The 26,635-nt window shown below is 40.9% G+C and carries 27 protein-coding genes, 1 other RNA gene and 1 riboswitch; of the genes, 6 read left to right on the plus strand and 22 right to left on the minus strand.

The window, feature by feature from the left end:
* Positions 1 to 12: 12 nt before the first annotated feature.
* Positions 13 to 714 carry an AIM24 family protein gene (locus tag MHH68_RS09865; RefSeq protein WP_058014857.1) on the minus strand — a complete coding sequence of 234 codons (702 nt, stop codon included), beginning with the start codon at positions 712 to 714 and terminating at the stop codon, positions 13 to 15.
* Positions 715 to 973: 259 nt separating this feature from the next.
* Between MHH68_RS09865 and cspD the strand changes: the two genes are divergently transcribed.
* Positions 974 to 1,174, plus strand: coding sequence for a cold-shock protein CspD (gene cspD, locus MHH68_RS09870; protein WP_003215784.1), 201 nt, complete (start codon positions 974 to 976; stop codon positions 1,172 to 1,174).
* Positions 1,175 to 1,219: 45 nt separating this feature from the next.
* On the opposite strand, the gene MHH68_RS09875 is transcribed toward cspD, so the two are convergent.
* The 3 genes from MHH68_RS09875 to MHH68_RS09885 all read right to left on the minus strand — a co-directional run bounded on the left by MHH68_RS09875 (position 1,220) and on the right by MHH68_RS09885 (position 2,427).
* Complete coding sequence (locus MHH68_RS09875; protein WP_003215507.1) at positions 1,220 to 1,402, minus strand: hypothetical protein; 183 nt, start codon at positions 1,400 to 1,402, stop codon at positions 1,220 to 1,222.
* 169 nt (positions 1,403 to 1,571) lie between these two features.
* A complete protein-coding gene (locus tag MHH68_RS09880; protein WP_003215998.1) occupies positions 1,572 to 1,754 on the minus strand; it encodes a zinc-finger domain-containing protein in 183 nt (60 codons plus the stop codon).
* Between the two features lies 1 nt (position 1,755).
* Entirely contained in the window at positions 1,756 to 2,427 is a 672-nt protein-coding gene (locus tag MHH68_RS09885; RefSeq protein WP_061408294.1) for a ribonuclease H family protein, read from the minus strand.
* 94 nt (positions 2,428 to 2,521) lie between these two features.
* Between MHH68_RS09885 and MHH68_RS09890 the strand changes: the two genes are divergently transcribed.
* Genes MHH68_RS09890 through MHH68_RS09900 form a run of 3 tightly spaced genes read left to right on the plus strand, consistent with a single transcriptional unit; the run spans position 2,522 to position 3,778 of the window.
* Positions 2,522 to 3,211 (plus strand): queuosine precursor transporter, encoded by a 690-nt coding sequence (locus tag MHH68_RS09890; RefSeq protein ID WP_058014855.1) that lies wholly within the window; start codon positions 2,522 to 2,524, stop codon positions 3,209 to 3,211.
* A 1-nt stretch (position 3,212) separates the two neighbouring features.
* A complete protein-coding gene (locus MHH68_RS09895) occupies positions 3,213 to 3,608 on the plus strand; it encodes a reverse transcriptase-like protein (RefSeq protein ID WP_339162863.1) in 396 nt (131 codons plus the stop codon).
* 44 nt (positions 3,609 to 3,652) lie between these two features.
* Positions 3,653 to 3,778 (plus strand): hypothetical protein, encoded by a 126-nt coding sequence (locus MHH68_RS09900; RefSeq protein ID WP_003215584.1) that lies wholly within the window; start codon positions 3,653 to 3,655, stop codon positions 3,776 to 3,778.
* 16 nt (positions 3,779 to 3,794) lie between these two features.
* Here the strand turns inward: MHH68_RS09900 and MHH68_RS09905 are convergent, their stop codons facing one another.
* The 6 genes from MHH68_RS09905 to MHH68_RS09930 form a co-directional block, all read right to left on the minus strand.
* Positions 3,795 to 4,682: a 5'-3' exonuclease gene (locus tag MHH68_RS09905; RefSeq protein WP_058014852.1), complete on the minus strand. Its 888-nt coding sequence runs from the start codon at positions 4,680 to 4,682 to the stop codon at positions 3,795 to 3,797.
* 274 nt (positions 4,683 to 4,956) lie between these two features.
* On the minus strand, positions 4,957 to 5,220 hold the full coding sequence (locus MHH68_RS09910) for a YpbS family protein (RefSeq protein ID WP_144462839.1): 264 nt from the start codon (positions 5,218 to 5,220) through the stop codon (positions 4,957 to 4,959).
* A gap of 41 nt (positions 5,221 to 5,261) precedes the next feature.
* Positions 5,262 to 8,861 (minus strand): dynamin family protein, encoded by a 3,600-nt coding sequence (locus MHH68_RS09915; RefSeq protein ID WP_339162867.1) that lies wholly within the window; start codon positions 8,859 to 8,861, stop codon positions 5,262 to 5,264.
* Positions 8,862 to 8,993: 132 nt separating this feature from the next.
* On the minus strand, positions 8,994 to 9,101 hold the full coding sequence (fbpC, locus tag MHH68_RS09920; RefSeq protein ID WP_306172627.1) for a Fur-regulated basic protein FbpC: 108 nt from the start codon (positions 9,099 to 9,101) through the stop codon (positions 8,994 to 8,996).
* 64 nt (positions 9,102 to 9,165) lie between these two features.
* Positions 9,166 to 9,675 (minus strand): isoprenylcysteine carboxyl methyltransferase family protein, encoded by a 510-nt coding sequence (locus MHH68_RS09925; protein ID WP_081042315.1) that lies wholly within the window; start codon positions 9,673 to 9,675, stop codon positions 9,166 to 9,168.
* Entirely contained in the window at positions 9,672 to 10,772 is a 1,101-nt protein-coding gene (locus MHH68_RS09930) for a 3-oxoacyl-[acyl-carrier-protein] synthase III C-terminal domain-containing protein (protein WP_339162871.1), read from the minus strand. The genes MHH68_RS09925 and MHH68_RS09930 overlap by 4 nt, the downstream gene beginning before the upstream one ends.
* A gap of 570 nt (positions 10,773 to 11,342) precedes the next feature.
* Here MHH68_RS09930 and MHH68_RS09935 point away from each other — a divergent pair.
* The gene (locus tag MHH68_RS09935; protein WP_268467664.1) at positions 11,343 to 12,197 is read left to right on the plus strand and encodes a polysaccharide deacetylase family protein; all 855 of its coding nucleotides are present in this window, start codon (positions 11,343 to 11,345) and stop codon (positions 12,195 to 12,197) included.
* A 191-nt stretch (positions 12,198 to 12,388) separates the two neighbouring features.
* On the opposite strand, the gene pbuX is transcribed toward MHH68_RS09935, so the two are convergent.
* The 12 genes from pbuX to MHH68_RS09995 all read right to left on the minus strand — a co-directional run bounded on the left by pbuX (position 12,389) and on the right by MHH68_RS09995 (position 25,343).
* A complete protein-coding gene (gene pbuX / locus MHH68_RS09940; RefSeq protein ID WP_144462831.1) occupies positions 12,389 to 13,708 on the minus strand; it encodes a xanthine permease PbuX in 1,320 nt (439 codons plus the stop codon).
* Complete coding sequence (xpt, locus tag MHH68_RS09945; RefSeq protein WP_144462829.1) at positions 13,705 to 14,289, minus strand: xanthine phosphoribosyltransferase; 585 nt, start codon at positions 14,287 to 14,289, stop codon at positions 13,705 to 13,707. The genes pbuX and xpt overlap by 4 nt, the downstream gene beginning before the upstream one ends.
* Positions 14,290 to 14,406: 117 nt before the next feature.
* Positions 14,407 to 14,506, minus strand: a riboswitch (purine riboswitch).
* A gap of 136 nt (positions 14,507 to 14,642) precedes the next feature.
* The gene (locus tag MHH68_RS09950; protein WP_058014846.1) at positions 14,643 to 16,148 is read right to left on the minus strand and encodes a carboxypeptidase M32; all 1,506 of its coding nucleotides are present in this window, start codon (positions 16,146 to 16,148) and stop codon (positions 14,643 to 14,645) included.
* A gap of 127 nt (positions 16,149 to 16,275) precedes the next feature.
* Positions 16,276 to 18,213, minus strand: coding sequence for an ATP-dependent DNA helicase (locus MHH68_RS09955; RefSeq protein WP_058014845.1), 1,938 nt, complete (start codon positions 18,211 to 18,213; stop codon positions 16,276 to 16,278).
* A gap of 74 nt (positions 18,214 to 18,287) precedes the next feature.
* Positions 18,288 to 18,485, minus strand: coding sequence for a hypothetical protein (locus MHH68_RS09960; RefSeq protein ID WP_003215966.1), 198 nt, complete (start codon positions 18,483 to 18,485; stop codon positions 18,288 to 18,290).
* 106 nt (positions 18,486 to 18,591) lie between these two features.
* Positions 18,592 to 19,746, minus strand: a complete 1,155-nt coding sequence (locus MHH68_RS09965) for a class I SAM-dependent RNA methyltransferase (RefSeq protein WP_339162876.1) — start codon at positions 19,744 to 19,746, stop codon at positions 18,592 to 18,594.
* Positions 19,747 to 19,856: 110 nt separating this feature from the next.
* Positions 19,857 to 20,240, minus strand: an RNA gene (rnpB, locus tag MHH68_RS09970) — RNase P RNA component class B.
* Positions 20,241 to 20,300: 60 nt separating this feature from the next.
* Positions 20,301 to 20,606, minus strand: a complete 306-nt coding sequence (gpsB, locus tag MHH68_RS09975) for a cell division regulator GpsB (protein ID WP_012010336.1) — start codon at positions 20,604 to 20,606, stop codon at positions 20,301 to 20,303.
* A 75-nt stretch (positions 20,607 to 20,681) separates the two neighbouring features.
* On the minus strand, positions 20,682 to 21,224 hold the full coding sequence (locus MHH68_RS09980) for a DUF1273 domain-containing protein (protein ID WP_313956009.1): 543 nt from the start codon (positions 21,222 to 21,224) through the stop codon (positions 20,682 to 20,684).
* 49 nt (positions 21,225 to 21,273) lie between these two features.
* Positions 21,274 to 21,510, minus strand: coding sequence for a spore coat protein CotD (cotD, locus tag MHH68_RS09985; protein WP_080984739.1), 237 nt, complete (start codon positions 21,508 to 21,510; stop codon positions 21,274 to 21,276).
* A 315-nt stretch (positions 21,511 to 21,825) separates the two neighbouring features.
* Positions 21,826 to 23,073 carry a ribonuclease H-like domain-containing protein gene (locus MHH68_RS09990; protein WP_339162880.1) on the minus strand — a complete coding sequence of 416 codons (1,248 nt, stop codon included), beginning with the start codon at positions 23,071 to 23,073 and terminating at the stop codon, positions 21,826 to 21,828.
* A gap of 23 nt (positions 23,074 to 23,096) precedes the next feature.
* The gene (locus MHH68_RS09995) at positions 23,097 to 25,343 is read right to left on the minus strand and encodes a DEAD/DEAH box helicase (RefSeq protein ID WP_339162883.1); all 2,247 of its coding nucleotides are present in this window, start codon (positions 25,341 to 25,343) and stop codon (positions 23,097 to 23,099) included.
* Positions 25,344 to 25,503: 160 nt separating this feature from the next.
* Between MHH68_RS09995 and MHH68_RS10000 the strand changes: the two genes are divergently transcribed.
* Positions 25,504 to 26,622, plus strand: coding sequence for an NADH-dependent flavin oxidoreductase (locus tag MHH68_RS10000; protein WP_235567057.1), 1,119 nt, complete (start codon positions 25,504 to 25,506; stop codon positions 26,620 to 26,622).
* Positions 26,623 to 26,635: the final 13 nt, after the last annotated feature.

Below are 26,635 nucleotides of genomic sequence, written 5' to 3' on the forward strand. Positions count from 1 at the left end.
CACCTTTTTTCTTTATCCTTGATTTCCATTTGTTGTGTACACTTCTTCAAACGGCTGCACGACAACAAATCCGCTTCCGCTAAACTTCATTTGAATAGACTCACCGCTTCCTCTGCCAATAAAGGTTTTGAATGAAACATCTGTCACAAATTCAGTTTTTAAATCCCCTGACCATGCAACTGTCGCATTCGGATCTGTGTAGACAGAGTCACCCGGCTGAACAATCAATGTGAGCGGCTCATAATGACTCGTAATCGCAACAAGGCCTGGTCCTTCTAATTTGACATTAAATAATCCACCCGCAAGCATCCCCGATACTTTTTTCATCAATTTGATATCCCAGCGGACTGAAGGTTCAAATGCGAGCAGATCATTCCCATTCACAAAAATGGATTCCCCTTGAGCCAGGCGAAGAATTGAGATTTTTTTGCCTTGATCTGCTACATATAATTTCCCATCACCTGTTGCCTTCATGAGTGAAGTGCCTTCTCCTGACAGCATTTTTTTGAACATCTTTGAGACGCCATGCTCAAACACGCCCTCTCGTTCAAATTTGATTTTGCCTCGGTACGAAACCATGGAACCTGTTTTTGCCCAAATGGTATCAGTCAAATTAATTTCTAAAAGTCTTGGTGTTTCAAGTTCGAAGACCCCTTCTCCCTTATCTTCCTGCTGCGTATTCTGAACAAATTCTTCGAGTGTATAACGATTCATGATAGCACCTCTTTCTGTATTTTTTTTATATACGGACAAACTGTGCATAAAGTTTCAGAAAATGGGGACGGTTCAGCTATAATTGTTATTTGTCAAAAAAAATCAAACATTCTGCTCAAAATTTGGCTCTCCCGCTTGACGCTTTACTTTTGATGGTGTATAGTGGAACCATCATTTAACAACTGCAAAGTCGTTAGGTGATGAAAATTTTTTTTAGTATGCCTAAAGGTATGCTACAGTACTAGGAGGAAAAAGCAATATGCAAAACGGTAAAGTAAAATGGTTCAATAATGAAAAAGGTTTCGGCTTCATTGAAGTTGAAGGCGGAGACGATGTATTCGTTCACTTCACAGCTATCGAAGGTGACGGTTACAAGTCTTTAGAAGAAGGACAAGAAGTTTCTTTTGAAATCGTTGAAGGTAATCGTGGACCTCAAGCTGCAAACGTAACAAAAATCTAATCAACTAAATCAATGATGCAAAATAAAGAGAGGCTTATGCCTCTCTTATTTGATTTTCAGCTGAATTTCAATTGCTAAAATATTTTGCTTCAGTCGTTGTTCAATTTCAGAGATATCTTTTTCGAGAAAAGGTCTTCCCTTCTTTGCCACATCTACAAGTTGCTCTAGATCGCTGTACACCTCTTGAAATGTTCGATGTAATACCGTTTCGAACTCCTTATTATTCATACCGGCCTTCCCCTTTTCCTCTAATGTCCGTCACTTAGTCAAAAAGTAACTCAACCAAAACTTTCTATAGTTATATCGGCTCATTTTTCGAAATATGTTCTTTTTTTACACATTCTATCCGTTTTTTTTCAAGAACGGATGTTTGAGCAGGGAAAACCGGTGCGTCCTCTTATTTTTTGAGCAGCGTTTGCCCATATTCTTTTATTTTCTCTCCAACGGTGCATTGCTGTATACAAAAGGAATGGGCATATTTTTTGCCAAATTCTTTTCGAAAATGCTTCTTAATCAAACAATCTGAACAATACGTGTCTTGAAGATCGGTCAATTCTTGTACTGCTGTTTTTTTATCCACATTATTCAGCTCCGTCTGCTTCTAATTTCAATGTACTTTCGATTGGGACGTCTGCAAGAATCTGTCTTGCAAGCTGATCCGCTTCTGCATTTTGTTTCCGATCGATGGCTTCATAGGTTGGCGTCAGCTTCAGCTCTTTTAAAGCCGCTTCAATTCGGTCAAGCCATTTGTTATGTACATCATCATAACAAGGCCATTCTCCTTTTAACTGATTCATGACAACAAGTGAATCTCCTCTAATCGTGACAGAATTTCTGCTTGCTCCTAGATCTTTTAAAACTTTTACTGCTTCAAATAAAGCCGCATACTCTGCTTCATTATTGGTAATTCCTTGGAAAGGCTGATTTTTTCTCAATCGATAAGCGTCTTTTCCTAGCTTATAGTAGACGACAACGCCAAGACCAGAGTCACCTGTTTCTTTATGAAAACTTGCATCAAAATAGACTTGAAGCTGATCAGGCTCAAGCTTTAATTCTTCATTTAGCTTTTCAAGCTCTTTTATAGACCACATAGCCCCTTTTTCATCTTCAAATGACAGAAGAGACTGTGGTTCTTTTTTGTCAATATGTTTAGCTAATCTCAAGGCCTCTTTTAGCTCCAACCAATCTTCTTGGTAAAAAACAATGGACCCAATTGATTTCACTTTCATTGTGTAGTGTGCTCTTAATTTCATTGATCACATCGCCTTCCCGTGCTTTTAAGGTAAACATACGTTATGCTATAATCAAAAAGTTACATTTTACAATGAGAAAGGAAGTTCATGTCACTTGTTTAATGAAGGTATTTGGATCTTATTTGCGATCATTAATTTTATCATTGTTCTTCTATTTTATAAAGGATTTGGCAAGATGGGCCTTTTCGTTTGGATTGGCTTTGCGACGGCTGCCGCTAACTTACAAGTGGTGAAAACCGTTGAATTGTTTGGCTTAACAGCCACACTTGGAAATATTTTGTACGGCAGTGTCTTTTTTGCAACGGACGTGTTGAATGAAAAATATGGACAACATGAAGCGAAAAAAGCGGTTTGGATTGGTTTTACGACCCTTTTAACACTAACTGTTGTCATGCAGGAGGCTTTGCTTTTCGATCCTGCTCCATCTGATATCTCACAATCATCGCTGGAAACCATATTTGGTTTTATGCCAAGGGTGGCACTCGGCAGTCTCGCTGCTTATATCATCAGTCAAATGCTAGATGTTTATGTATATTCGTTTATTCGCCGGATATTTCCCTCTGATGGTGCGCTCTGGATGCGCAATGCTGGAAGTACGATGATTAGCCAGCTTCTTGATACACTGATTTTTACGACCATTGCCTTTCTTGGCACGTATCCAACTCAAGTATGGATTGAAATTTTTATCACGACATATGTCATTAAATTTATCGTCGCTGCGATTTCCACACCATATGCGTATGCAGCGAAAAAAATGGTTCCGCTTGATGAAAGGATGAAGTAATTTGCCAGCTGAAATATACATTGATGGTGCGAGTGCAGGTAATCCAGGTCCTTCTGGCATCGGCATTTTCATCAAATATGATGGAAAGGCTGAATCCTTCTCCATTCCTCTTGAATCCATGAGCAATCACGAAGCAGAATTTTCTGCTCTGATCGAGGGGATGAAAATTTGTGCAGAAAAAGGATTGCGTACCGTTTCATTTCGCACAGATTCACAAGTAGTTGACCGCGCAGCCAATGCAGGATTTGCTAAAAATCCAGCATTTCAGCATTTTATTAAAGAGATAATCGAGCTCCAAAGCCAGTTTGATTTATTTTTTATTAAATGGATTCCGAGTAAGGAAAATCAAGTAGCAGATCAGCTCGCTAGAAAAGCGATTCACCTTTCTAAAGGATGAATCGCTTTTTTTCGGTTATGCTAATGTGTGTGAGGTGATACTGATTGGATAAAGAAAATAAAGGTCGTGTCACAAATGGGACAACCCCACAAGGTGATGCGCAAACAAAAGATAAACAGCCACTATCTCAGCTGGAAAATAGAGCGAAGAAAAGCAATACAAAAAGATAAACCTAAGAGATCGGCTTTAGCTGATCTCTATTGTATTTAAACGATTCATCATCGGTTCGATTCCTTTGATTTGATGGTGCCTTAGCATAGCAGCAGCTCGTTCTTGATTGATGTTCATTTTCGCCTCATCCATTGGACAGCTGAGCGGGACATCACATTTGATCTCTGCCAATAGACGAGAAAGTTTCAAATCTTCTAATCCTGCTTGCATTTTCTTTTGCTGTGCAGCCGTTAGTTCATGGACATTTTCTAACAAACCATCAATCGTTTCATATGTTTGAATAAATTTCAAAGCCGTTTTTTCTCCGATTCCTTTGACACCTGGATAATTATCACTTGCATCACCCATGAGTGCTTTCATATCAATGAGTGCCTTTGGTGAGATTCCCATTTCTTCTTCAAATAAGGCTTTTGTATAATGCTTATAATTGCCAATTCCTTTTTGCATCAAAGCAACAGTCACTTGTTCATTTAAAATTTGCAGTAAATCTTTGTCGCCAGTGAGGACAGTCACGCGTGCTTCTTTTTGGTAAAGCGCAGCAAGTGTTCCAATACAATCATCTGCTTCAAAGCCTTTTAAACCAATATTCACAATTCCTAGTTCTTCTGTCGCTTCTTTCGCTAAATCGAATTGCGGAATGAGCTCGACAGGCGCCTCTCCACGATTTGCTTTATAATCTTGAAACAATTCGTTTCGATAGGTTTGACTCCCCATATCCCAGCAGCACACAATATGAGTTGGCTCAAATGTCTGTACAGCTGTTAATAAGTGCTTCAAATAGCCATTCACTCCATTTGTTGGCACACCGTGGTCATTTATCATAAAATTGCGATGGACAGCCGTCGCATAAAACGCTCTGAACAAAAGCGCCATTCCATCTACAAGCAGTACGTGTTTACTCATTCTTATAAACTCCCTTTTCAAAACAATACTCCTATTCTATCACAGAACGCAAAACTAGACATAAAAAAGGCGCCTTCTTCTTTTGGAAAAGAAGAGGCAGCCTGTTTACTTTTGACCATATTGCATTTTTTTCGATTCTGCTTCTGCATAGGACGGCATGTCTTTTTGTTTAGGGTCACGCTCATCCTGCTGCTTTGCCTGTTGCTTTTTTTTCATGATCATTCCCCTTTCTCGGTACATTCATTAAGATGACCAAAAAAGAGAATGTTACTCTTTACTTCTGTTTGCGCTCGACATACTCCCTGACCATATCATTCGTCACAAGCTTTCGCAATGGAACAATACCGCCTCGTGCAAGCTCATTCATCTTCGACGTAATGGCGTTGATCTCGTCTGTTGTAAATGACTCGTTTTGCTCACATTTGACAACAGCCATCTCTATTGCTTGTTCTCTTTTATGTTCAAGCTCAAGAAAGGACTGGATATGGGCATGCTGCTTTTGTGAGTGTGCGGAAATCTCTTCGTGTACGCTCGTCATTTTGTATCAACTGCTTTCTTTTTTATTTAGTCTACCATGAATCAAATGGTTTTCAACTGGTTCTTCCACTCATTTATTTGTTCATAAACTTGTTCAATAACGGCCTGCTCTTTGGGATCTGTTGTTAGGCTCATGATAAATGTTTGTTTTTGTTCACTTAGCTGCTCGAGCGCTTCTGTTTCATATCTTTCCGTAAAGGTCTTCACCATCATATCGTACCTGCTCAGTAATTCTTCTTTTTCTTTATCTGCCCATTTCATGGTTAACTGATGAAGAATGTCTCGAATCGCTTCAATAAACGCAGCCTTACCATTCTGTTCAAAGAAAACTTTCGCTGATTTTTGTTTCTTTAAGAGCGGTTCGAATGGTGTTAGTTCAGCTTCGACTTCAATTTGTTTTAGTTCAGCATTTTTCTCTTCTGGCGGCGACAGCGAGAGAGAAAAGTAAGGGTCTTCTGCACATGCCTTCTGCAATCCTTTCTCCCACTCCTCTTGGAAGTATTGATGAATAAACGATTCCATCCGAATATCAAGCGCCTTTAACTCCTGTATAAATTCAAATTCATAATCCTTTAGCGCCTTCTCAAGCGCTTTTTTCAATTGCTGTCCGAAATTCCCTTGAGATATTCCAGGATAAAAGGCTGTCTTTAACAGATCATTCGCAAATAGTGATAGGCGCTGCACAATATGATAGAGCTGTTCATGTAAGTCCTTTTTCACGCTTTCTGTCACTAGCTTAGATTGTTTTATATGGCTCATTTGATCAAGAATCGCTCCATAGGATGCATCTATCTTTTTCTTTTCCACTTGCTTTTCATCTTCTGATTGATGCAGCGTCGCATGCAGTTTGTCGACTGTTCTACATAATGTACCGGCTTCAAAATATAACAGCTCGATCGCATCTTTCGTTAATTCTTCGTCAATAAAATAGTCGAGCTGCTTTCTAAGCTTTGCGTATTGATTATAAGCTGTCTCTCCCTTTCCTTCGATCTCTTCCTTACTGGAGACATGATGAAGGTTTGGGTTTCTTATGCCTTCTTTTGTGAGCTCACTTTTTACATAGTCAAAGACGGTGTCAAGCTCTTCTTGATCCTTTGCGAGATCAGCTGCATTGATAATAAAGAACATTTTATCCATGCTAAATGAATCTTTTACAAGCCCAAGCTTACGTAAAAATGACCGATCTGCCTTCGAAAAAGAGTGCTGGTAGTAAGTTAAATAAAGAAGCGCATCTGCGTCCTTCATATATTGAAAAGCAATCTCTGTATGACGCTTATTCATACTACTGGCGCCTGGCGTATCAACAATAGTCAGCCCTTTATCTGTTAGAGGTGTACTCAAATAAACCGTCACTTCTTTCACCACACAAGAAACAGCTTCTTCCGCCACGTATGGCCTCAGTTCTTGAAGGGTGACATGAAGCGGCGTTTGCTTCGTAATGTGATGAAGGAAACGAGTATGTGCCTGTAAAAAATGTTCAACAATAACGCGATGATCTTGTTCAAGCTGTCTTTTTTTCAGGGCTCGTTCGAGCTTGGATGTAAACGTCTCTCCCTTTTCTTCTGAGATCGGAAATCCTAGGATCTGATTGAGCTCCTCTAATATATCCTGTTCTGTTTTGAACACCACTTTGACACTTTCATGCGGATGACCTTCTGCCGGCCGCTTCAGCTTATTAATCGTTGCCGTTGTTGGTGTGGGAGAGGATGGCAGCACCTTTCTCCCGACGAGAGCATTTGCAAAAGAAGATTTCCCCGAACTAAAAGCCCCAAATAAAGCGAGTGTGAATTCTTTCGCTTGCAGCCGTTTTGTTCGTTTTTCAAAGGACTTCCTTTGAGATTGGAGCGCATCTAATGGCAATAAAATCTGAGAAAGCTGCTCAAATTGGGCAATCGACTGTGCCGTCGTGACATGCTGTGACTGACGCATTTGAGGTTGCTCTATCTGCTTGTTCGGTTTATCTTGGTCGCTCTCTTCAGGATGAATGGTCGCTTGATCCTGCTTTAGCTGGTCATGCTGCATTTGTCTCTTTTTCGCATAAAACCAATCTTCTTCGATCTTTTCATCCGTTCCATTTTGCCATATATCCCATACATGCTGAATATCTCGCTTCATTTGTTCATTTTTTCTGGTGCACTGCTCGAGTGTTTGGAGCTCTTTTGCTGACTGAGCCCATTTTTCTTGCTGTCCTGCTTTATCTTCCATCAGCTTGGCTTTCAGCGACTCCACCATTTGTTCAATCAGTGGCATCACTTGCTGCTTAGCCTTTCTTCTCAAGGCTTCGCCAGCATCTTTTGCATATTGCAGTACGTATTCATTAGAGAACGTTGCTCCATGATGAATCACACTTTCAAGAAGTGATTCTTGTACAGGCGTTTCAAACGCCATCACTTGATTTAATAATTCTTCACCAAGTTGATGTTTCTTGACTTCTTTTTTTAGTAGCTCAGCAATATGCCAGTCCACTTCTGCCTTCATTCTCGTTTTGACATCTGATAAGAAGTCATTTGCGCGTTTTTCTTTTTCCTGCTCAGTTTTATTTTTAGCAAAAAGCAGTCCCACTTTAAAGCCAGGTGCTTTTGATTCAATATAGCCGCTTGCGAGTTCTCTCATTTTAAATGGAGTGAGGTTGGCATTTTTCAAAATGCTCTCGACTTCAGTAGATACTTCTTCTTCTAACTGTTTGGCCCCATTTTCAATGAAGTGATTTTTCGCTTCCAATTCATTTACTTCTATTCTTTTTTCTTCGAGCTGTGACTCAAGCTCCTCACCTTGCAGGTCTTCTTTTAACGAGTCAATGTGTTCTTTTAGGACATGCTCAATTTTCTGCTCCGTATAAGCCCGAAGTGAGGCCTTCGGCAATGTCTGTAATTCTTGCAGTTTTTTGACTAAACGAATCATTTCATTTCTTGGATGGGTCTCATCGGTTACAGATGTAAAGTATAGATGTTCTTCTTCAATGCCTTCTTTTTGAAGCATATCAACTACTTGATTTTTGTAGTCTTCAAACGCTGTCTCATGCTCATCATGCCGGTCGACTTGGTTTACGATGAAATAAAGATTTGGCACTTTCTCTTTAATGGAGCGAATGAAACGAATGTTTTCCTCCGAATGAACATGGTTGTAGTGAACGACATAAAAAAGAGCATCTGCTTGATGAAGAATAGACGCAGCAGATAAAAAGTGGGCATGATCCGTCGAATCAATTCCGGGCGTATCAATCAGCGCCACTTTTTCTTCAAGTCCTCTATAGTCACCGCTAATTTCCACCATTTCAATCTGTTCTCCGTCCTTACAGAAACGCTGTACTGCTTCTTTATCATAAGAGCCGCTCATTTTTGCAAATCGGCCATCAGAGGTATGAAGCTGAACTTCACTTTCGCCTTTCCTCACGACGACCAAGTTTGCACTTGTTGGGATTGGGCTCGTTGGCAAAATGTGATCATGAAGTAGATAATTTACAAGTGATGACTTTCCAGCAGAATAATGGCCGGTAAATGCGATATATACTTCTTCTTCTGCTTCCTTTTTGATAATCGATGCAAGTTTGGCTGCGCGCTCATAATCATCCCTTTTGAGAAAGCTTTGATATAAAGCTCCTGTAGTTTGAACGAGCGAATCTCGAATAGACAAGTCTTTCATGACGATAAACCCCTTTGTTTTTAGAAAAGTCAGTTATGTATGTGATACCATTTTACACAAAATAAAGAGATTTTTCTTCTGATCTGGGGAAATAAAAAAATCTGCTGCCCGATCAGTCGCAGTTGACTGGAATCAGGAAGCAGATTTTTTGGAGACACCTTTTAATACGAAGCCAATTAATAGGCTGTATACACACACCGTACCGAGTAAGAAAATCATTGTCATGTGATCACCGTCCATCCTTCATGATTGAGAATGCTTATCATTAATGAAAGTGTAGCACAATTGATAATGATTTTCAATATTAATTTAGCAAATACTGATTTAATGCTTTCTCCTCTGTTTGAATTCGTACAGCCATCATCCATGCATTTAAACATGTAAACAAAATGCCAGTGACATATGCATCAAACAATAGCGGGATCAGTATAAGCTCAATCGCCACGACGACATAGTTAGGGTGTTTCAACCAGCGATACGGCCCTTTTTTTATAATCGTTGCGTTTGGAACGACTAAAATCTTTGTATTCCAGTACGTCCCTAGGGAGCATAAAGCCCAGTACCGAATGATCTGTGTAGCCATCAGCAAAAGGAGCAGTACAAGAAAATACTGGGATGGCCCTTTATGTAAAAGCGTTATCTCAACTATCAGTGAGAGAAAAAAAGCCGTATGCATAGCGACCATATAAGGATAATGACTAGCACCAAATTCAATGGCACCTAGTGCTTTTACTTTCTTTTCATTTCTTTTGGCAACAAGCATTTCAATGAGCCTCTGACAAACGAAAAAACCGATGACAAGCCAAATGATCACGCCAAGACCTCCTCCCATTTCATAAGCAGCAACTCTGAGGAAAAGCCCGGACCAAGCGCCCCGCAAAGTCCCATCTCCCCCGCTTCAGCAGATTGATGTTCAAGGAAATGCTTGATGACATACAAAACTGTGGCAGAGGACATATTTCCGTGTTGTTTGAGTACTTCTTTTGAAGAAAACAGCTGATTTTCTCGTAAAGATAGACTTTCAACATAGGCATCAATCACTTTTTTTCCTCCAGGATGGGCTAAAAAAACGGACAAGTCTTTAGTTGAATATCCATGTTCCTCTAAAAATTGATCCACCTGCTCTTTTAACCAGCCGGAAATCATCGACGGAATGTCACGGGAGAAAATAACCCGAAAGCCGTCACTTGTAAAATCCCAGCCCATGACATCCTCAGAATCCTTCATTGTGACGGATTGCGTGCTTAGTACTTTAGGGATTGTTTTTAAATGGGCATATTCAAGCGCAGCTTTTTCTCCAGTTAAAAGAACCGCTGCCGTCCCGTCTCCAAATAAGGAGGTGCCGATTAAATTGCTTTTTGATTGATATTGCGGCTGAAAAGTTAAACTGCACAGCTCACAGGCAACGACAAGTACCTTTGCTTCTGGAAATGCCCTTATGTATTCATAAGCCCGAGACAGCCCTGCCGCACCGCCCCCACACCCTAGGCCCCAGATCGGTACTCGTTTTGTATACGGAGAAAAAGGAAGGACGTTCATAAGCTTTGCATCAAGACTTGGGGTCGATAAGCCGGTACTTGAAATAAAAAACAATGCATCGATCTCTTCAACCGGAACTGGCTTTTTCAGAAACGTCTTCTCTTGAAGACAATGTATGATCGCTTCTTTTGCATGAGTCAAGGCTTTTTCCAAATAGATATTGTTTTTCTCTTCAAAAGAGTGGTGCGTCTGATACCATTCAATGGGCTGCACAAACTGCCTGCTCTTAATTTCTCCATTTTGAAAAGCTCTCAGTAGCCGGTCAATATCTTTAAACGATCGTTTAAATTGAGACCTTGCAAATTCGGCAGCTATTTTCTGATCCACATGATGCTTCGGATGACTCGTTCCAACTGAAAGAATGTACGCCATCGGCTTCACCTCTTTTTTCGGTTAATATCCCCTATCGAAAAAAGGATATACATGCCAAATCGTCACAATTCAGTCAAAACATTTTCCTCCGTCTAACTTTTTGTCTTGACGACAATTGATAAATATTGGATAATATAAATGAAAACATGATGTAGTTTTCCTCCTTCACAGGTTCGTTCCAAGCCAAGCGAACCTGCTTTTTTTATGCAAAAAAACACCTCTAAAAGAGAAGTGTTCAGACCGTAGACCCCCCTTTACTTATACAACACTTTCATACGGAATCTCCCCTTCGCTTCGCATTTATGGTTAAATCTGATGCTATCTTAGCGTATCAATATTAACGTTTCGATCATTATTCAGAATGATTTCATTTAAACATGAATGGATCACCTTTTTTTGCTGATCAACACAAAATAATAACCATAAATTCCTAATTTATTTGAATTTTCTATATTAAAAGGATTTTTTCCACTATATACTTAATCAATATGATCACCAAGAAAAACAGTGAAAAAAGACAGAATCTACTACATGATTCGGCTCAAAATTTAATTGACTGGAGTGATTGTAATGAAAAAGGTTTCCAAAAAAAAGACACCCTACAACACGGTACTTCTCTCAAAGGTAATTGGTTTAGTGCTTCTTACACTGTTTCTTTTTTTTATCTGGGATATGTCTAAAGCCCATTTGCAGGCGACAAACGGGCAAGCAAAAAATGTTGCCAGCAGTGACTTCCGTGACACAAGCATCAATCTGAAAGCAAAAGATCAGTCTACAAGAACATTGGATACACATTTTAAGACCAATCCAAACCAACAGGCAACGAATAAAACGGTCTTTTTAACATTTGATGATGGTCCTTCTGCTACATCAAATCAGCTGTTAGATGTATTAAAAGCACATCATGTGAAGGCGACGTTCTTCATGCTTGGACCGCAAATCCAAGCACACCAAGCAGCTGTGAAAAGACTTTATCAAGAAGGACATCAATTGGGGCTTCATGGCATGACGCATGATATAAACCTCTTTTATCAGAACAGTGAGTCTCCCGCAAATGAAATGAGAGAAGCTCAGCGCATTCTTGCTTCTGTTACAGGCGTCTACGCCCGTCTTGTGAGAACACCCTATGGCAGTGTTCCAAATTTAACATACCATCAAAAAGTACGTTTAAACCAACATGGCTTTATTTACTGGGATTGGACGATTGATAGCCTTGACTGGAGATATAAAAACTCACAATATGTTCCAGAGGTATTGAATCAATTGCAAATGTTTGAGAAAAATAAACCATGGGAACCAAAAGTTATTTTAATGCATGATCAACCCTCTACCACAAACTATTTAGATAGCCTGATTACACAGCTAAAAGCACGGGGCTATACATTTGCAGTCATTAACGAAACAATGCAGCCGGTACAACATTAATAGTGCTAATCACAACAAGCCCGTATCCAAAAGATACGGGCTTTCAGCGTGTAGACAAACCCTCACACGCTCCTTCCTAGGATCCTAGGACTTCAAAGGTTTTTTATCAAGCTAAAAAGAAGACAAAGAGCTAAAATAAAGATCATTTTAGCTCTTTGTCCATCATCTAAACCCCTCTCTTGGAGAGGGGTTTACATAACAGATTGCTTAGGCTCTTCCATCAGGTCCTGCCCGGTTTCTTTTTTAAAAGGAATCATGTGATAAATAATATGAAGTAAAATAGCGGTAAAGCTGCCGGCCACGATGCCATTACTTGTTAATAATTTGATTGATTCTGGCAGATGCTCAAACATTTGCGGCACAACGGTGACACCTAAGCCGATCCCAACTGAGCAAGCGACAATCAGCAGGTTTTCCTGTTTGGCAAAATCCACACGCGAGAGCATTTTAATCCCGTAGGCAATGACCATCCCAAACATGGCAACCATTGCGCCGCCAAGAACTGACTTTGGAATAATCGTCGTAAATGCAGCAATTTTAGGAAAAAGTCCAAATAACATGAGCAATGCGCCTGTCACAACGATGACTTGATTTTTCTTGACCCCTGTCAACTGGATCAACCCAACGTTTTGCGAGTAGGCTGTGTAAGGAAAAGCATTAAAGATCCCCCCTAATAACACAGCAATCCCTTCTGCACGATAGCCTTTCGCTAAGTCCTTCTCTTTTAATGACCGGTTTGTCAAATCACCTAGTGCGAAATAAACGCCTGTTGATTCGACTAATGACACAATCGCAACTAACGTCATCGTCATAATCGGTGCAAATTCAAAGGTAGGCATGCCAAAATAAAATGGTTCAATCATACGAAAAACTTGAGCGTTCGCCACCTCAGCTGTTTCCACTTTCCCCATAAATGCAGCGACGCCTGTCCCAAGGAGAATACCGATTAAAATGGCGATCGCCTTCATAAAGCCTGTTGTGAACCGATAGAGCAGCACAATGATAAACAGCACAAGGAAAGCGAGGCCTAGATTTTCAAAAGAACCATAATCAGCACTTCCTTCTCCTCCTGCCATATTGTTCATCGCTACTGGAATAAGGGTAATGCCAATAATGGTGACGACAGACCCTGTCACGACAGGCGGGAAAAATTTCACAAGCTTCCCAAAGAAAAAGGAAAGCAGAATGATGATACACCCCGAAGCGATAATACTTCCATAGATAGACGAAATCCCGTATTTAGAGCCAATCGCAATCATAGGAGAAACCGCAGTAAATGTACAGCCTAATACAACAGGCAGACCGATACCAAAGAAACGATTTTTCCAAACTTGAAGGAGCGTGGCAGCCCCGCACATGAAAATATCTGCTGAGATTAAGTAAGTCAGTTGTGCAGGTGTGAGGCCGAGTGCATCTCCCACAATGAGTGGTACAAGAACGGCACCTGCGTACATCGCCAGCACATGCTGAATCCCTAGCGAGAGTGTTTTGGCTTTTTTAGCTGTACTCATGATTGTACCTCTCGTACAAACGTGACTTTCCCTTCCTCAAGTGATTCAATACGTGCAAGGGATTCGACGCGGTAGCCCATTTGAACAAGCGCATCTCTTCCTGGCTGAAATGACTTTTCAATGACAATGCCAAATCCGGCTACTTTTGCCTTCGCCTGCTTTGCAATTGCGGCAAGTCCTTTAGCGGCTTCACCGTTCGCCAAAAAGTCATCAATGATTAATACACAATCTTTTTCACCGAGATGCGTATTTGAGACAGCGATCGTGCTTTCTACTTTTTTTGTAAAAGAGTACACATTCGCTGTTAATAGGTTTTCTGTTAGTGTGAGTGATTGACGTTTTCGAGCAAAGACAACGGGTACTTGAAGAGCTAGTCCAGCCATCACAGCAGGTGCAATGCCCGAAGATTCGATTGTGATAATTTTTGTAATGCCATCATGCTTGAATAATCTAGCAAACTCTTGCCCGATCTCATGCATTAACACAGGATCAATTTGATGATTTAAAAAGGCATCTACCTTTAACACTTGATTTGACAGAACGATTCCTTCGTTCTCAATTTTTTGACGTAACAATTCCATCATTCTTCCTCCCAGCATATTGGCAAACATTTTTATTTTTCACATAAAAAAAGCATTGCTGTCCATGAGGAGCAAGCAATGCGAAAACGATCCACGGATCTTCAGCTCAAACAAGAGCTGTTTCATTTGCTCACTCATAGTCGGACGGTATCGGTGTCCGGTAGAAACTTGCGTGCCATCATCACGCGATTATATGAGTGTTATAGTGTTCAAATTATAACAAGATTTCAGACGCTTGGAAAGCACTTTTCTAGAAAAATACCGAACTTAAATAATAAATCAGATCAAAACGTTCGTTTTTAGAATATTCAAGCATCAAAAAAGCACCCTTCTGAGCAAAGGGTGCCTTTTATTTAAGATAAATACAGTTTCGTATATTTATCAGTTAAATAATCGATTAAATATTGTACATTTAATTCCTCACCAGTTGCATCTTGAATGATTTCAGAAGGCTTTTTGCGTTTTCCATGCTGGTGAACATGTGTTGTGAGCCATTCTTTTATTGGTGCAAAAGACCCGTTTTGAATCAGCTCATCAAAATTCGGTAAATCTTTGATCATTTGGTGCTTTAGTTGCGCCGCATACATATAACCAAGGGCATATGAAGGGAAATATCCAAAGCTACCATCAGACCAGTGAACATCCTGCAAGATGCCGAGTGCATCATTAGGAGGCGTAATGCCAAGATATGCTTTATATTTTTCATTCCACAGTGCAGGCAGGTCTTCAACCGCCACTTCTTCATTGAATATCGCTTTTTCAATTTCATAGCGGATGATAATGTGAAGCGGGTATGTAAGCTCATCTGCTTCAATTCGAATATAAGTTGGCTTCGATTCATTCACTGCATGCACAAAGTCTTCTAAAGAGACATCTTTAAATTGCTCAGGAGACGCTTCTTGAAGCTTTTGATAATACGTTTTCCAGAAGTCTTCATGTCTGCCAATAAAATTCTCAAAGAAAAGAGACTGTGATTCATGGATCCCCATTGATGTGCCATCACATAATAATGTTCCGCTCAGCGCCTCATCAATGTTTTGCTCATAGATGGCATGACCACACTCATGAATGGTGCCAAAGATCGCCATCCGAAAATCATGCTCATCATAACGGGTCGTCACACGAACGTCCCCTCTGCTCAATGTCACAGCAAACGGATGAACCGTTGTATCCAGACGTCCTGCATCAAAGTCATAGCCTAATTCTTTTAAGAAGAAAAGACTCAGTTCCTTTTGTTTGTCGATCGGAAAGCTTTTCGATAAAAATGAAGTATCCGGTTTATGAGGAGAGGCTTCGATTTTTTTCACGAGAGGAACAATGGCATCACGAAGTGCACCAAACTTTTGATCGAGCTGTTCAACCGTCATATCTGGCTCATAGTTATTGAGCAGCACATCATATGGCGTTTGTTTCACGCCCCAATATTGAATAAAACGCTTGTTAAAATCAATGAGCTGTTTTAAGTATGGAGCAAAGAGTGAAAAGTCTGATTTCTCCCTTGCTTCAACCCAGACATGCTCTGCTTTTGATTGTAAAATCGAGTATTCTTTAAATTCTTCTTTCGGAATTTTGCTGTTTTCATCATACTCTTTTTGTGATAATTCGAGCGCCTTTTGTGTATCTTTTGACAGCTCATCTCGGTGTTTATTTAATGCATCAAGAAGATCTCTCATTTCATCAGAAGTCTTCATATTAAAAATATCACTTGATAATTGACCGATCGTTTCAGCTCTGAAATCGGCGCTTTTTTTAGGCGCCTGTGTTCTAGAGTCCCAATAAAGTAAATGGAGCGCCTCCGTATAGTGGGCGATTTTTCCTAGTAATTGATAAAACGCTTTCTCTTGTGCTTCAAGACTCATACGTTTGTTCCCCCAATCGATAAAATATGTATGTACGTTTCAAGGCTACTTCAAGGAATGTTCTTTTGTCAATGAAAAAGGAGGATACGCAGATGGTATCCTCCTCTCTTTTTTCGTTATATATTATTTAAGATGTGATGATTGGCTTTACTGGCAGAACGGATTCAATTTTACTTTGAAGCTCTGTATCTTCTTTACGGTCAAAGTAAATATGAATGGTTCCTGCATCTTGGCTTGTCCGAATCAGTCTTCCAATACCTTGTCGTAAGCGCAGCAGCATATACGGAAGGTCGACTTCAGCACGAGCATCCTTTGCTTCATTCCGTTTCGCCTCAAATACCGGATCATGAGGCGGGTAAGGAAGTCCCCAGATGATCACATTTGTTAATGATTGTCCTGGAATATCTAGCCCTTCCCAAAGGTGAACAGAGCATAACACAGATGTCTCATCCGCTTGAAACTTTTGAACAATCGTACTGATTTCCTCGTCTCCCTCAAAGTACACGTCGAAAGGCAGTGATTCATCCGATGCTTCAAGCTGCTTTCTAAAGAAATGAAGTTCATCAAATGAAGGGAACAAAATGAGAGACCGTCCTCCATTATCTTTCAGCTGAGTGATCACTTGCTGTCCTTTTACTTCTTGCTCTTGAAGCTGCTGAATCCCGTGGAAATAAATCTTCATTTGTTCATCGTAATCATACGGCGAAGCGACACTCATTGATAAGTAGTCTTTTATCCCAAGACTTTCAGCTAAATAATCAAAGGATTGATTTTCAGACAATGTAGCAGAAGAGAAAATGTATGGTCTTTTTTGCGAGAATACCTTTTCACCAAGTACCTCTGCGACAGTCTTTGGCATCACAACAAATGTCGTATCTAATTCCTGCTTTTCAAGCCAGCTAATCGCATTTTTTTGATAAAGCGACAGAGAATACGCCATTTGTTCAATGTACTCTTCTACAACAGACAATTCGTATTGATCGATTGTATACATCTCTGATTCAAATACGAGTGCTTCTCCGATTTTTTCAAGTAAATCACACAATTCACTTGCAGAACGCTTCACCTCATCCACCCGGCCAATTTCAAGTCGATGTGAGCCCTTGATTTCTTTGGCATGTGTTTTTAAGAGATAAAAGAACTCATCGTTTGTAGCTAGTGCATCTTCAACGAGCTCGGCAAACTCTTCGCGTATATCGTTTTGAAGCAGGCGCTCTAAAAAGGTTTCGAGCATTGATTGCTTCACTCGGTATGTCAGTGCTTTTTGTGCGGCAAATTCAAGAAGGTGCCCTTCATCAAATACAACAGAGCTATGTTCTGGAAGCAGCGGAAGCTGACCCTCGCGTTTGCGGGATTCCTTCGTCCACACATGCTCCATATAAAAATCATGAGAACAGATGATGAGGTCTGTTGCTTTCCGGTAATGATCTCTTGATAAATTCAAACCACAGCGATGACGCATATCGCACGTCAAGCAGTCCTGAAACGAATCATAGCCAATGCGTGACCATTCATCATTGGATAGCTCTGGGTACTCTTTTCGATCACCATACGGATAAAAATTCTGCATCCCATGTGATTCATGAACAAACGAAGGAAGCGTTTCATAAATATCGAGCCACTTCTCATCATCTTCACGCTGCATGGTTTTCTCTAATTTCTTTAAGCATAAATATTGATCATGCGATTTACTTAATCTCGCATCTATTTGAATATCAAGGTGATTGGCAATTTTATAGATATCACCCTCTTGTTTCACTAGCTGTTCAATTAACGTTTCGTCTGCACATGCAATAATCGCAGGTTTCCCTGTATACCTTGCATATGTGACCGCAAATAATAGATAAACGATGGTTTTGCCTGTGCCTACCCCAGCTTCGGCAAACATCACACTTTTTTCTTTAAAGGCTCTTTCTAGTTGAAAAGCCATGAATATTTGTTCATCTCGAAGATCAAAGCCCTTTTCTGGCAAAATGTCATAGAACACATCACCAATCCAGTTGCCCAGTTCTTCGTAAAAATTATGTTCTTTTGATAATGAAAAAGGCAAACGAGATGCTGTCACCTGCTTCAACCCCCAACTTTTGAATCATTCAGACATTCTATAGTAACATTTATGCTGGGGAATGACAATCTTTTTTATGACCGCAAACGATGTTGGTAGGTTTCCTTCATTAAAAATGCATGCTCAGATCGCTCTATGTAAGCCTGAGCAAGCGCTAAATCTTCGATGGCTGCAGTCAGCTGAGCAGATTGTCCACCTTCTTGCCCTTCAATTTCTTGAGCAGTCGAAGCGAGTGCTTTTTGGATTAACTGAAATTGATCATATTGTATCATGGAGACACCTCTTTTTTTAAAATCAAGTTCAGTTTATTCCGTCCCGTGAAGGTTTATACCTTTCTGCGATAAAAAAAGCCACACCTTCTGTAGGTGTGACCATTTTTTATGATTCAGTTGTCTGTTTTCTAGGCGGGCGTTTTCCCCAATATTGGTAATAGTCTGTTTTAATAAAACCATTAAACAGTTTTCTCTTTTTCGTTGCTTTTCTACCAAAGCACTCTTCGAACTTTTCGTGTGACGTTAAGATGTAAATGGACCATGTGTCTAGGCTTTTAAATGCTTCGCCCATTCCTTGATACATTTTTTCAACAGCTGGTTTATCACTGAGTCGTTCTCCATAAGGCGGATTTCCGACAATCACACCGTAATCTTCTTTTGTTTGAAAGTCTTTCACTTGCATTTGTTTAAACTCAATCAATTCACTTAGTCCAGCTTCTTCCGCATTCATTTTTGCAATGTCTATCATCCGGTGATCGATATCACTTGCAATAATGTGGAGCGGCTGATCATAGTTTGCCTTTTCTTCCACTTCGTGACGCGCTTTGTTCCATACGTCTTCACCAATCCAATCCCATGACTCGGATGCAAAATCCCGGTTAAATCCTGGGGCAATATTTTGTCCAATCATGGCCGCTTCAATAGCGATTGTTCCTGATCCGCAGAAAGGATCAACAAACGGACGGTCAGGTGTCCAATTCGTTAATAGCACGAGTGCAGCCGCAAGGGTTTCTTTAATAGGTGCTCCGCCTTGATCCATGCGGTACCCCCGTTTATGAAGACCTACACCAGATGTATCAAGCGTGAGCACAGCTTTATCTTTTAAAAGGGCAACCTCAATTTTATACTCAGGTCCTGTTTCTTCAAGCCATTCAGACTGTATGTTGTAAGAGGAGATGAGCTTTTGCGCAATCGCCTTTTTGACGATACGCTGACAATCCGGCACACTGGCAAGCTGTGATTTCACAGATTTACCGATGACAGGGAACGTGCTGTTTTTCGGTAAAAAAGCGGCCCAGTCAATCGCCTTTGTGCGTTCAAACAGCTCATCGAATGTTTTTGCCGAAAATTCAGCGACTTGTACCTTTATTCGGTCTGCTGTACGCAGCCAAAGGTTCGCACGGCAAATCGCAAGCGCGTCCCCTTCGAAAATCACTTTTCCGTTGTCTACTGTGCATTCATAGCCAAGGTCTCTTACTTCTTTTGCAACAATCGCTTCAATTCCCATTGGAGCCGTTGCGATAAGTGTATAGGTTTTCATTGATTTATCACCTGTTTTCTCGTCCTTTTATGTATTCCAAGATAAAAGCTCTCCATATGTTGAAATAGGAGAGCTTTGTTTTCATCATGTTTATAATAACGGATATAACGTTCTGTAAGCCATGTTTTGTTCCATTGTACTGCAAACGGCAAATGCCTCGTACTCAGGTGGTAATCATCTATCTACAGAATACTCTGTCCTTCTCTCCGTTTGGTTCCTTTGAGAAAGTTCCCCTACCAAGTTTGGGTTTCTCGCTCGAGGGGTTTACCGCGTTCCACTCTCACCATTTCTAGTGAGACTTCGTCACTGTGGCACTTTCAAGGATACTTTGCCATATCCTAAAAGGACGTAGGCATTTTTCCTGCCGTCAGCCTTTCCCAGGCTGCCCTGGCTTATTTTTTCGCCAGGCACGAACACTACGGGCATCTCAGCACCGTGCGAGCATGGACTTTCCTCTGCAATGTCTAAACGCATTGCAGCGATTACCCGAACGTTAATCAACATGCGTTATTATAAACGACAATGACATGAGGCACAAGCTTTTTCAGCAAGGCTCAATCATAAAGTTTGCTTCCGAAAACGTGTTTCTCAAGGTTAGATAGTCTTTTTAAAATATCAAAGTTTGTTGTATTAGACTGTGCAGGCTGTCTTTTCCCTTGCTCAACGGCTTCTTCAAGCTGTTTTGACAAATGGAGGTTTTCTTGTTGAAGCTTTTCGATTTCTTGGTTGAAGGTCTCATAGTCTTTAATGACCATATCTAAAAATTTATCGACTTCTTCTTGTTTGTATCCTCTGACACCTGTTTTAAATTCTTTTTCTAAAATTTCTTTCGCAGAAAGCTTTACTTTATCAGCAAGCATCTTTTTCACCTCATATCGTGAATTCATAGTATATTTTTTCAGAAATACGTGACGTTGTCAAATTTTCTCTTGCTTTTAGTCAAAAAACGGATCTTCCGCCTCAACTTGCGCTCTCAAATCATCCATTGTGATGTACATAATGGGGTAATCGGTACAGTTTTCCGCTTCTTTGATCATGTACTTTGGCGAGCCATCATGCTCCGGATCATAAAGGGCGAGGAGTCCATCTGTTTTTTCAATAAAAAAACGGTTCTTTTGTTTAAATTGTGCCGGACTTTCATACGGTCTATGCGTGACACTTTCTACAAAATCGGCCTGTGCAAGAATTCCTTCATACAACTCTTTGTTTTGTTCATTCCAGCGCTCTTCCTGTTCATAAAATGGCGTAATGACGGCAAGTTTTAACGCTGGATACTCCTCTTGAAGCTCAAATACTACTTCGGCCGTCCAGATTTCTGCACCAAGCTGGCCTGATATGAGAACCCACTCGAGGCCATCTTCAATTAAAGCTGTCAGCCTTTTTTGAAGCTCCGCTTTTATGTATTGAAGTGCAGGCTCGTCTTGTTTGAATATCCCAAGCTCAAATGGCTTGTACCCTGTGACAGCAATAATTTTCATTTTTTCACCTGCTTTTAAAAAAAGGGACTTATAAAAGTCCCATTCCACTTTATCTGTTACAGCAAGGTCCACCGCAGTTAAAGTGTTGATGTGTTGCCGGGTCCACCTGAGAAAACGTATGCGGGAAGTAGTGAACATGTTTGAAATTTTGATGGTGAACATTTGTCACATGTTGCGGATGGATATGCGGCACAATTGTTGTTGAATCACTGTGTGTACAGCAATGATTCGTCGGATGAACAATTGGCTGTGTAACATTAGGCTGGCAATGATGATGATGGTACATGTAGCATTCCCCTCTCCTTAATTTTCTTACATTAATAATGTATGAATTAAGAGGTGTACATGTACTAATGCATTAACCTATTTTAAAAGTTTGCAAGGAAAACATCCTTATAGTTTGAAAACACAAAAGCGACCAAAATGACAACAAGAAAAAACAAGTAGAAAAGACCCTTATACATGCTCTACGCTCCTCATTCAATATCTAACGTTATTTTACAGGATTCGTGACTTTTCTACAATAAAAGTGCTAAACAATTTTCATTTTCGGTCGAGAGCCGAACGTTGTCATGTTTTGCGCTTTCCCGGGCAATAATGTTTATTGCCCAGCTTTTCTCAATAGCCGTTTTTTTCGCTTTTCAAGTTCTTCAGTTTCTCGCTGACTTAACGTAGAAAAAGATAATAACGATTCAGTAACAGATAGAGCTGATCTTGCATCTTTTTCACGATGTTCTTGATACTTCGCAAGCTCTATACCCGCTTTTAATGCTAAATGGACATCGCTTGATGCAAATAATTTCTCCCAAATTTGAACCGCTTGATCCCACTCGTTTTGTCGTTTATATTGCAAGGAAAGATCATAAGACGCCTGATTCGCATGCTCAAAGTCAGCATTCGTTAATTCCTGCAAATGCTTCGTTGCTTCCTGTACATCACGATGAGCAAGATGCCACCTAGCGAGCGCATATTTCTCATTGTGTTCCTTTACCGCATCCTCAGATAGTATTTTTTTGGATAGGTGAATGTAGAGGCTGATTAACGATAAGACGTCTAGTTCATTATGAGTCAAGATTCCTTCAATCAGCTTCGGGTTTTGTTCCTTTAAAAAATGAAAATAAATCATCGGTGCCAAAAACCCCGGCGTGTCGTTTTCACGCTGCACGTGCAGCTCTTCTTTTTCCACAACGGATAGCGCCATTCGTTCATATTTATGCTTCCACAATCGTCTAGATCCGTGCAGAAGATCAAAATGGCCGTATTCAGGAAGTGCAGGAATTTGACCTCGTAAAAGCGTATGTCTCGTTTTCACTTGCGGCCAATCGAATGATTTACCATTATATGTAACTAACGATTCTACGTTTACTTCATCCAGAAAGCTTTTGTAAAGAGCCGCTTCATTTCCTGGATTGGTGAGCAGGTGCTGTTTCACCACCACTTTGCCCGAAAAGACACGTGCGTGTCCAAGCAAGAAGATCATATTTCCCGTACCGCCAGATAATCCTGTTGTTTCTGTATCAAAGAAAAACAGCTCGTGCGGCTCGTACCCTTTAGCCGATAGCGAATGCTGGATGCCGCTTTCGTTCCATTGCTCAATGATTTTCGGCAGTTCCGCAAACGAATAGCGCCCATGCTGATGATCTAATGAGTAGGTAACTTCGCGAATCAGACAAAAGGACTCCTCAAAATGATAAGGAGACACACCTAATGCTTCCCATTCTTTTAAAAATGGGATATTTTCTGAAGTCACAGGCTGAGGTATTCCTTCCGATGTTTTCTGCCGGTTTTCATGTGTCTGATTGTGCGATAGATGCTTTTTCATTCTGTTTAATTTCCCTTTTAAAGACATGAGCAGGTGTCCCCTCCTTTCCCTTAAAATACGGACATCAATTCAACGATGCTGCTTTTTCCGTTGACCTCTTTCATTTCCATGCCAATGCAGGATGGACAGCCATTGTCACAGCGGCACCGCTCAATGAGCTGAATGGCTGCGCCTGCTATTTCATCGAAGCGAGCTTGTACTTCCTTACTTAAGCCGATTCCGCCAGGGTAATGGTCATATAAAAAGACCGTCGGTTTTCCGGTATGTGCCGCTTTAATTTGTGAAACCACATGAATATCAGAACGGTCACACATCACAAAAGCAGGTACAATGTGCTGAAGAACATTTGCAATGCCTAGAAGCAGCTGTTCAAGAGTTTTCTCTTCAAATCTCAGCTCTGCCTCATGTAATTCAAACCAAGCAGCACTCGTATGAATTTCTTCTTCCGGTAAGTGAATCGGTCCAGACCCGATATTTTCACCGGTACTCAGACGGATTTTTTTAAAAATCGTCGGCATTGCGTTGACGGTCACATCACCGTAGTGAACAGATACAGCTTCCTTCTCTGTCGTCTGATCGATTTCAAGCACCTTAAGTTGGACGGCTAAATTCGCATCTGTATAGTATTCTACATCTACTTGTTTCACATAAGCCTTCAGATGCTCGTAATCTAGCTTTTCCACTTGATACTGAACCCCTTCGTGTAAATAAATGGCTTCATCATGAAGAAGCGTCATCGCACTGAAACGGTCCATCTCGCCAATAATCCGAACATTCGCCACATCTGATTGATCCACAATTACGACATTTTCCTGGCTTGCAGACCGGAGGCTGATGCCATGCGCTGGGAACGATTGATCTGACCAATAATACCGGTTCCCGCTAAAATGGAGAACGCCTTCCTCATGTAAGTATTGCAAAATCTCTTCTACGTCCATGCCGCCAAACTGTTCATCCTCCCGAAACGGGAGCTCGTAGGATGCACATTTTAAATGATCCACTAAAATGATGAGGTTCTCAGGGTTAATTCTGGCAGCTTCAGGTGGTCTATTAAAGAAATATTCTGGGTGTCTGACAATATATTGGTCAAGGGGTGAGGAGCTTGCCACCATGATAATGAGTGCTTCCTCATGACGCCTTCCAGCACGGCCTGCCTGCTGCCATGTACTCGCTACACTGCCAGGATACCCGGTCATGATACAGACCTTTAGCTGACCTATGTCTACACCTAATTCTAGTGCGTTCGTACTGACGACACCTAGAATGTCTCCTTCTCTCAATCCTTTTTCAATCACGCGCCGCTCTTTTGGTAAATAGCCTCCACGATATCCACGAATTGATTTTGGACCGATTTCTTTTTTCACTAGTTCTTGAATATGACTTAAAATCACTTCTACTCTTACTCTGCTTCTAGCAAAAACAATCGTTTGGATTTTTTCCTTTAAAAAAGTTTTAGCCAGTTGATTGACGACAGTGGCAGCACTTTGTCTAATATTTAGTGGTTTATTCACAACTGGCGGGTTGTAAAACACAAAATTCTTTTTACCGCTAGGTGCCCCGTTTCGCTCAATCAAATGCATCTTGCTTCCCGTTAGCTGCTGCGCAAGCTCTTTTGGATTTGCAATCGTTGCGGACGTACAAATGAAAATCGGATCACTTCCATAAAAAGCACAAATTCGTTTTAACCTGCGAATCACATTGGCTACATGACTGCCAAATACGCCTCGATATGTATGAAGCTCGTCTATGACAATATACTTCAAATTCTCAAACAAGCTGACCCATTTCGTATGATGAGGCAAAATGGCTGAATGCAGCATATCCGGGTTTGTGATGACAATATGTCCTGCTTGTCTAACTCGCTGCCGAATGGCGGGTGAGGTATCCCCATCATATGTTTCACTATGAATCGGAACATCCATCTCGTGGATGATCTCGTTAAGTTCACTCTTTTGGTCTTGTGCGAGCGCTTTTGTTGGGAATAAATAAAGGGAGCGGCTTGTCTGATCTTCTACGATCGACTGAAGGACAGGCAGATTGTAGCAAAGTGTTTTACCTGAAGCTGTTGGTGTGACAGTTACAACATGCTCCTCGTCCATCACACGTTCAAAGGCTTCCTTTTGATGAATGTAGAGTTCACTCACGCCTCGTTTCTCAAGCGCCTTTTTCAGCTTTTCGTTCACTCTTTCAGGCACTGGAGAGGTCTGTGCGGGCTTCGCTTCAATTTCATGCCAATGTTCTACCTGTTCATCTTTTTTTAATTCTTCTATGAGTTCGTTCATTGTTTTCTTTTTCATATCGCATCACCTCTCTTACATAGTGTACCGAATATTTGTTTGCATGACTAGGCGGCAATTTTTTGATGCGCAGCTTATGAGCAAATACTTTGAAGTGTTGTAACAGTATCTATTACACTTCTATAGTGAAATGATTTTATCAAGGAAGAAGATGATGAGAGTGAAAAACGAATTTAAGCCTTTATTTGAACCATTTACGTTTCCAGGAGGTGCGTCTATTAATGGCCGGTTAGTCGTTGCGCCAATGACACACTTCGGTTCTCACGAGGATGGCACCATTTCTAAAGAGGAAATTGATTTCATTACAGCTAGATCTAGTGAGATGGGCATGGTGATCACAGCATGTGCAAACGTGACTCCAGATGGTAAGGCATTTGAAGGACAGCCTTCTATCGCAAGAGATGAAGATATACCCGGTCTGAAAAAACTAGCTTCTGCGATTCAGGCAAAGGGAACAAAAGCCATCATTCAAATTCATCACGGCGGCTCTCAGGCTCTCCCTCACTTAGTTCCAAATGGTGATGTGGTTGCGCCAAGTGATGTGTTTAAAGATGGAAATCAGATAGCACGCGCTTTAAAAGAAGAGGAAATTGTCCATATCATTGACTCTTTTAAAGAAGCAGCAAGACGAGCGGTCGAAGCAGGATTTGACGGCGTGGAAATCCACGGTGCAAACGGTTATTTATTACAGCAATTTTACTCTCCGCATAGCAATCAGCGGACAGATCAGTGGGGAGGAAATGAAGAAAAGCGTCTAGCTTTCCCTATCGCTGTTGTGGATGCAGTGAAAGAGGCAATCGAAAAACATGCGACAAAACCGTTTATCTTTGGATATCGATTATCCCCTGAAGAACCAGAAACACCTGGTTTAACGATGACAGAGACGTTTACCTTAGTCGATGTTCTTAAAACTAAAAACCTTGATTATTTGCATATCTCTTTAATGGAGATTGACTCTAAAGCAAGACGCGGTGCAGATACGGATAAGACTCGGATGGAGCTGCTAAAGAATCGCTGCGGCGATACACTTCCGCTCATCGGCGTAGGCAGCGTGATTACAGCCGAAGATGCACTAAATGCCTATAACCAAGGAATTCCGCTTATCGCTGTCGCACGTGAACTGATCGTCGATCCAGATTGGGCAAAGAAGATTAAAGAAGGCAGAGAAAGCGAGATTGAAACTGTCATTAAACGAAGCCAAAAAGATCAGTATTTGATCCCAGAAGGATTGTGGTCTGTTATGGAAGCGAGTCAAGGCTGGGTTCCGATGGAAGATTAATGTCAGCAAAAAA

Source organism: Bacillus sp. FSL K6-2841 (assembly GCF_037976435.1).
Classification (GTDB): domain Bacteria; phylum Bacillota; class Bacilli; order Bacillales; family Bacillaceae; genus Bacillus; species Bacillus pumilus.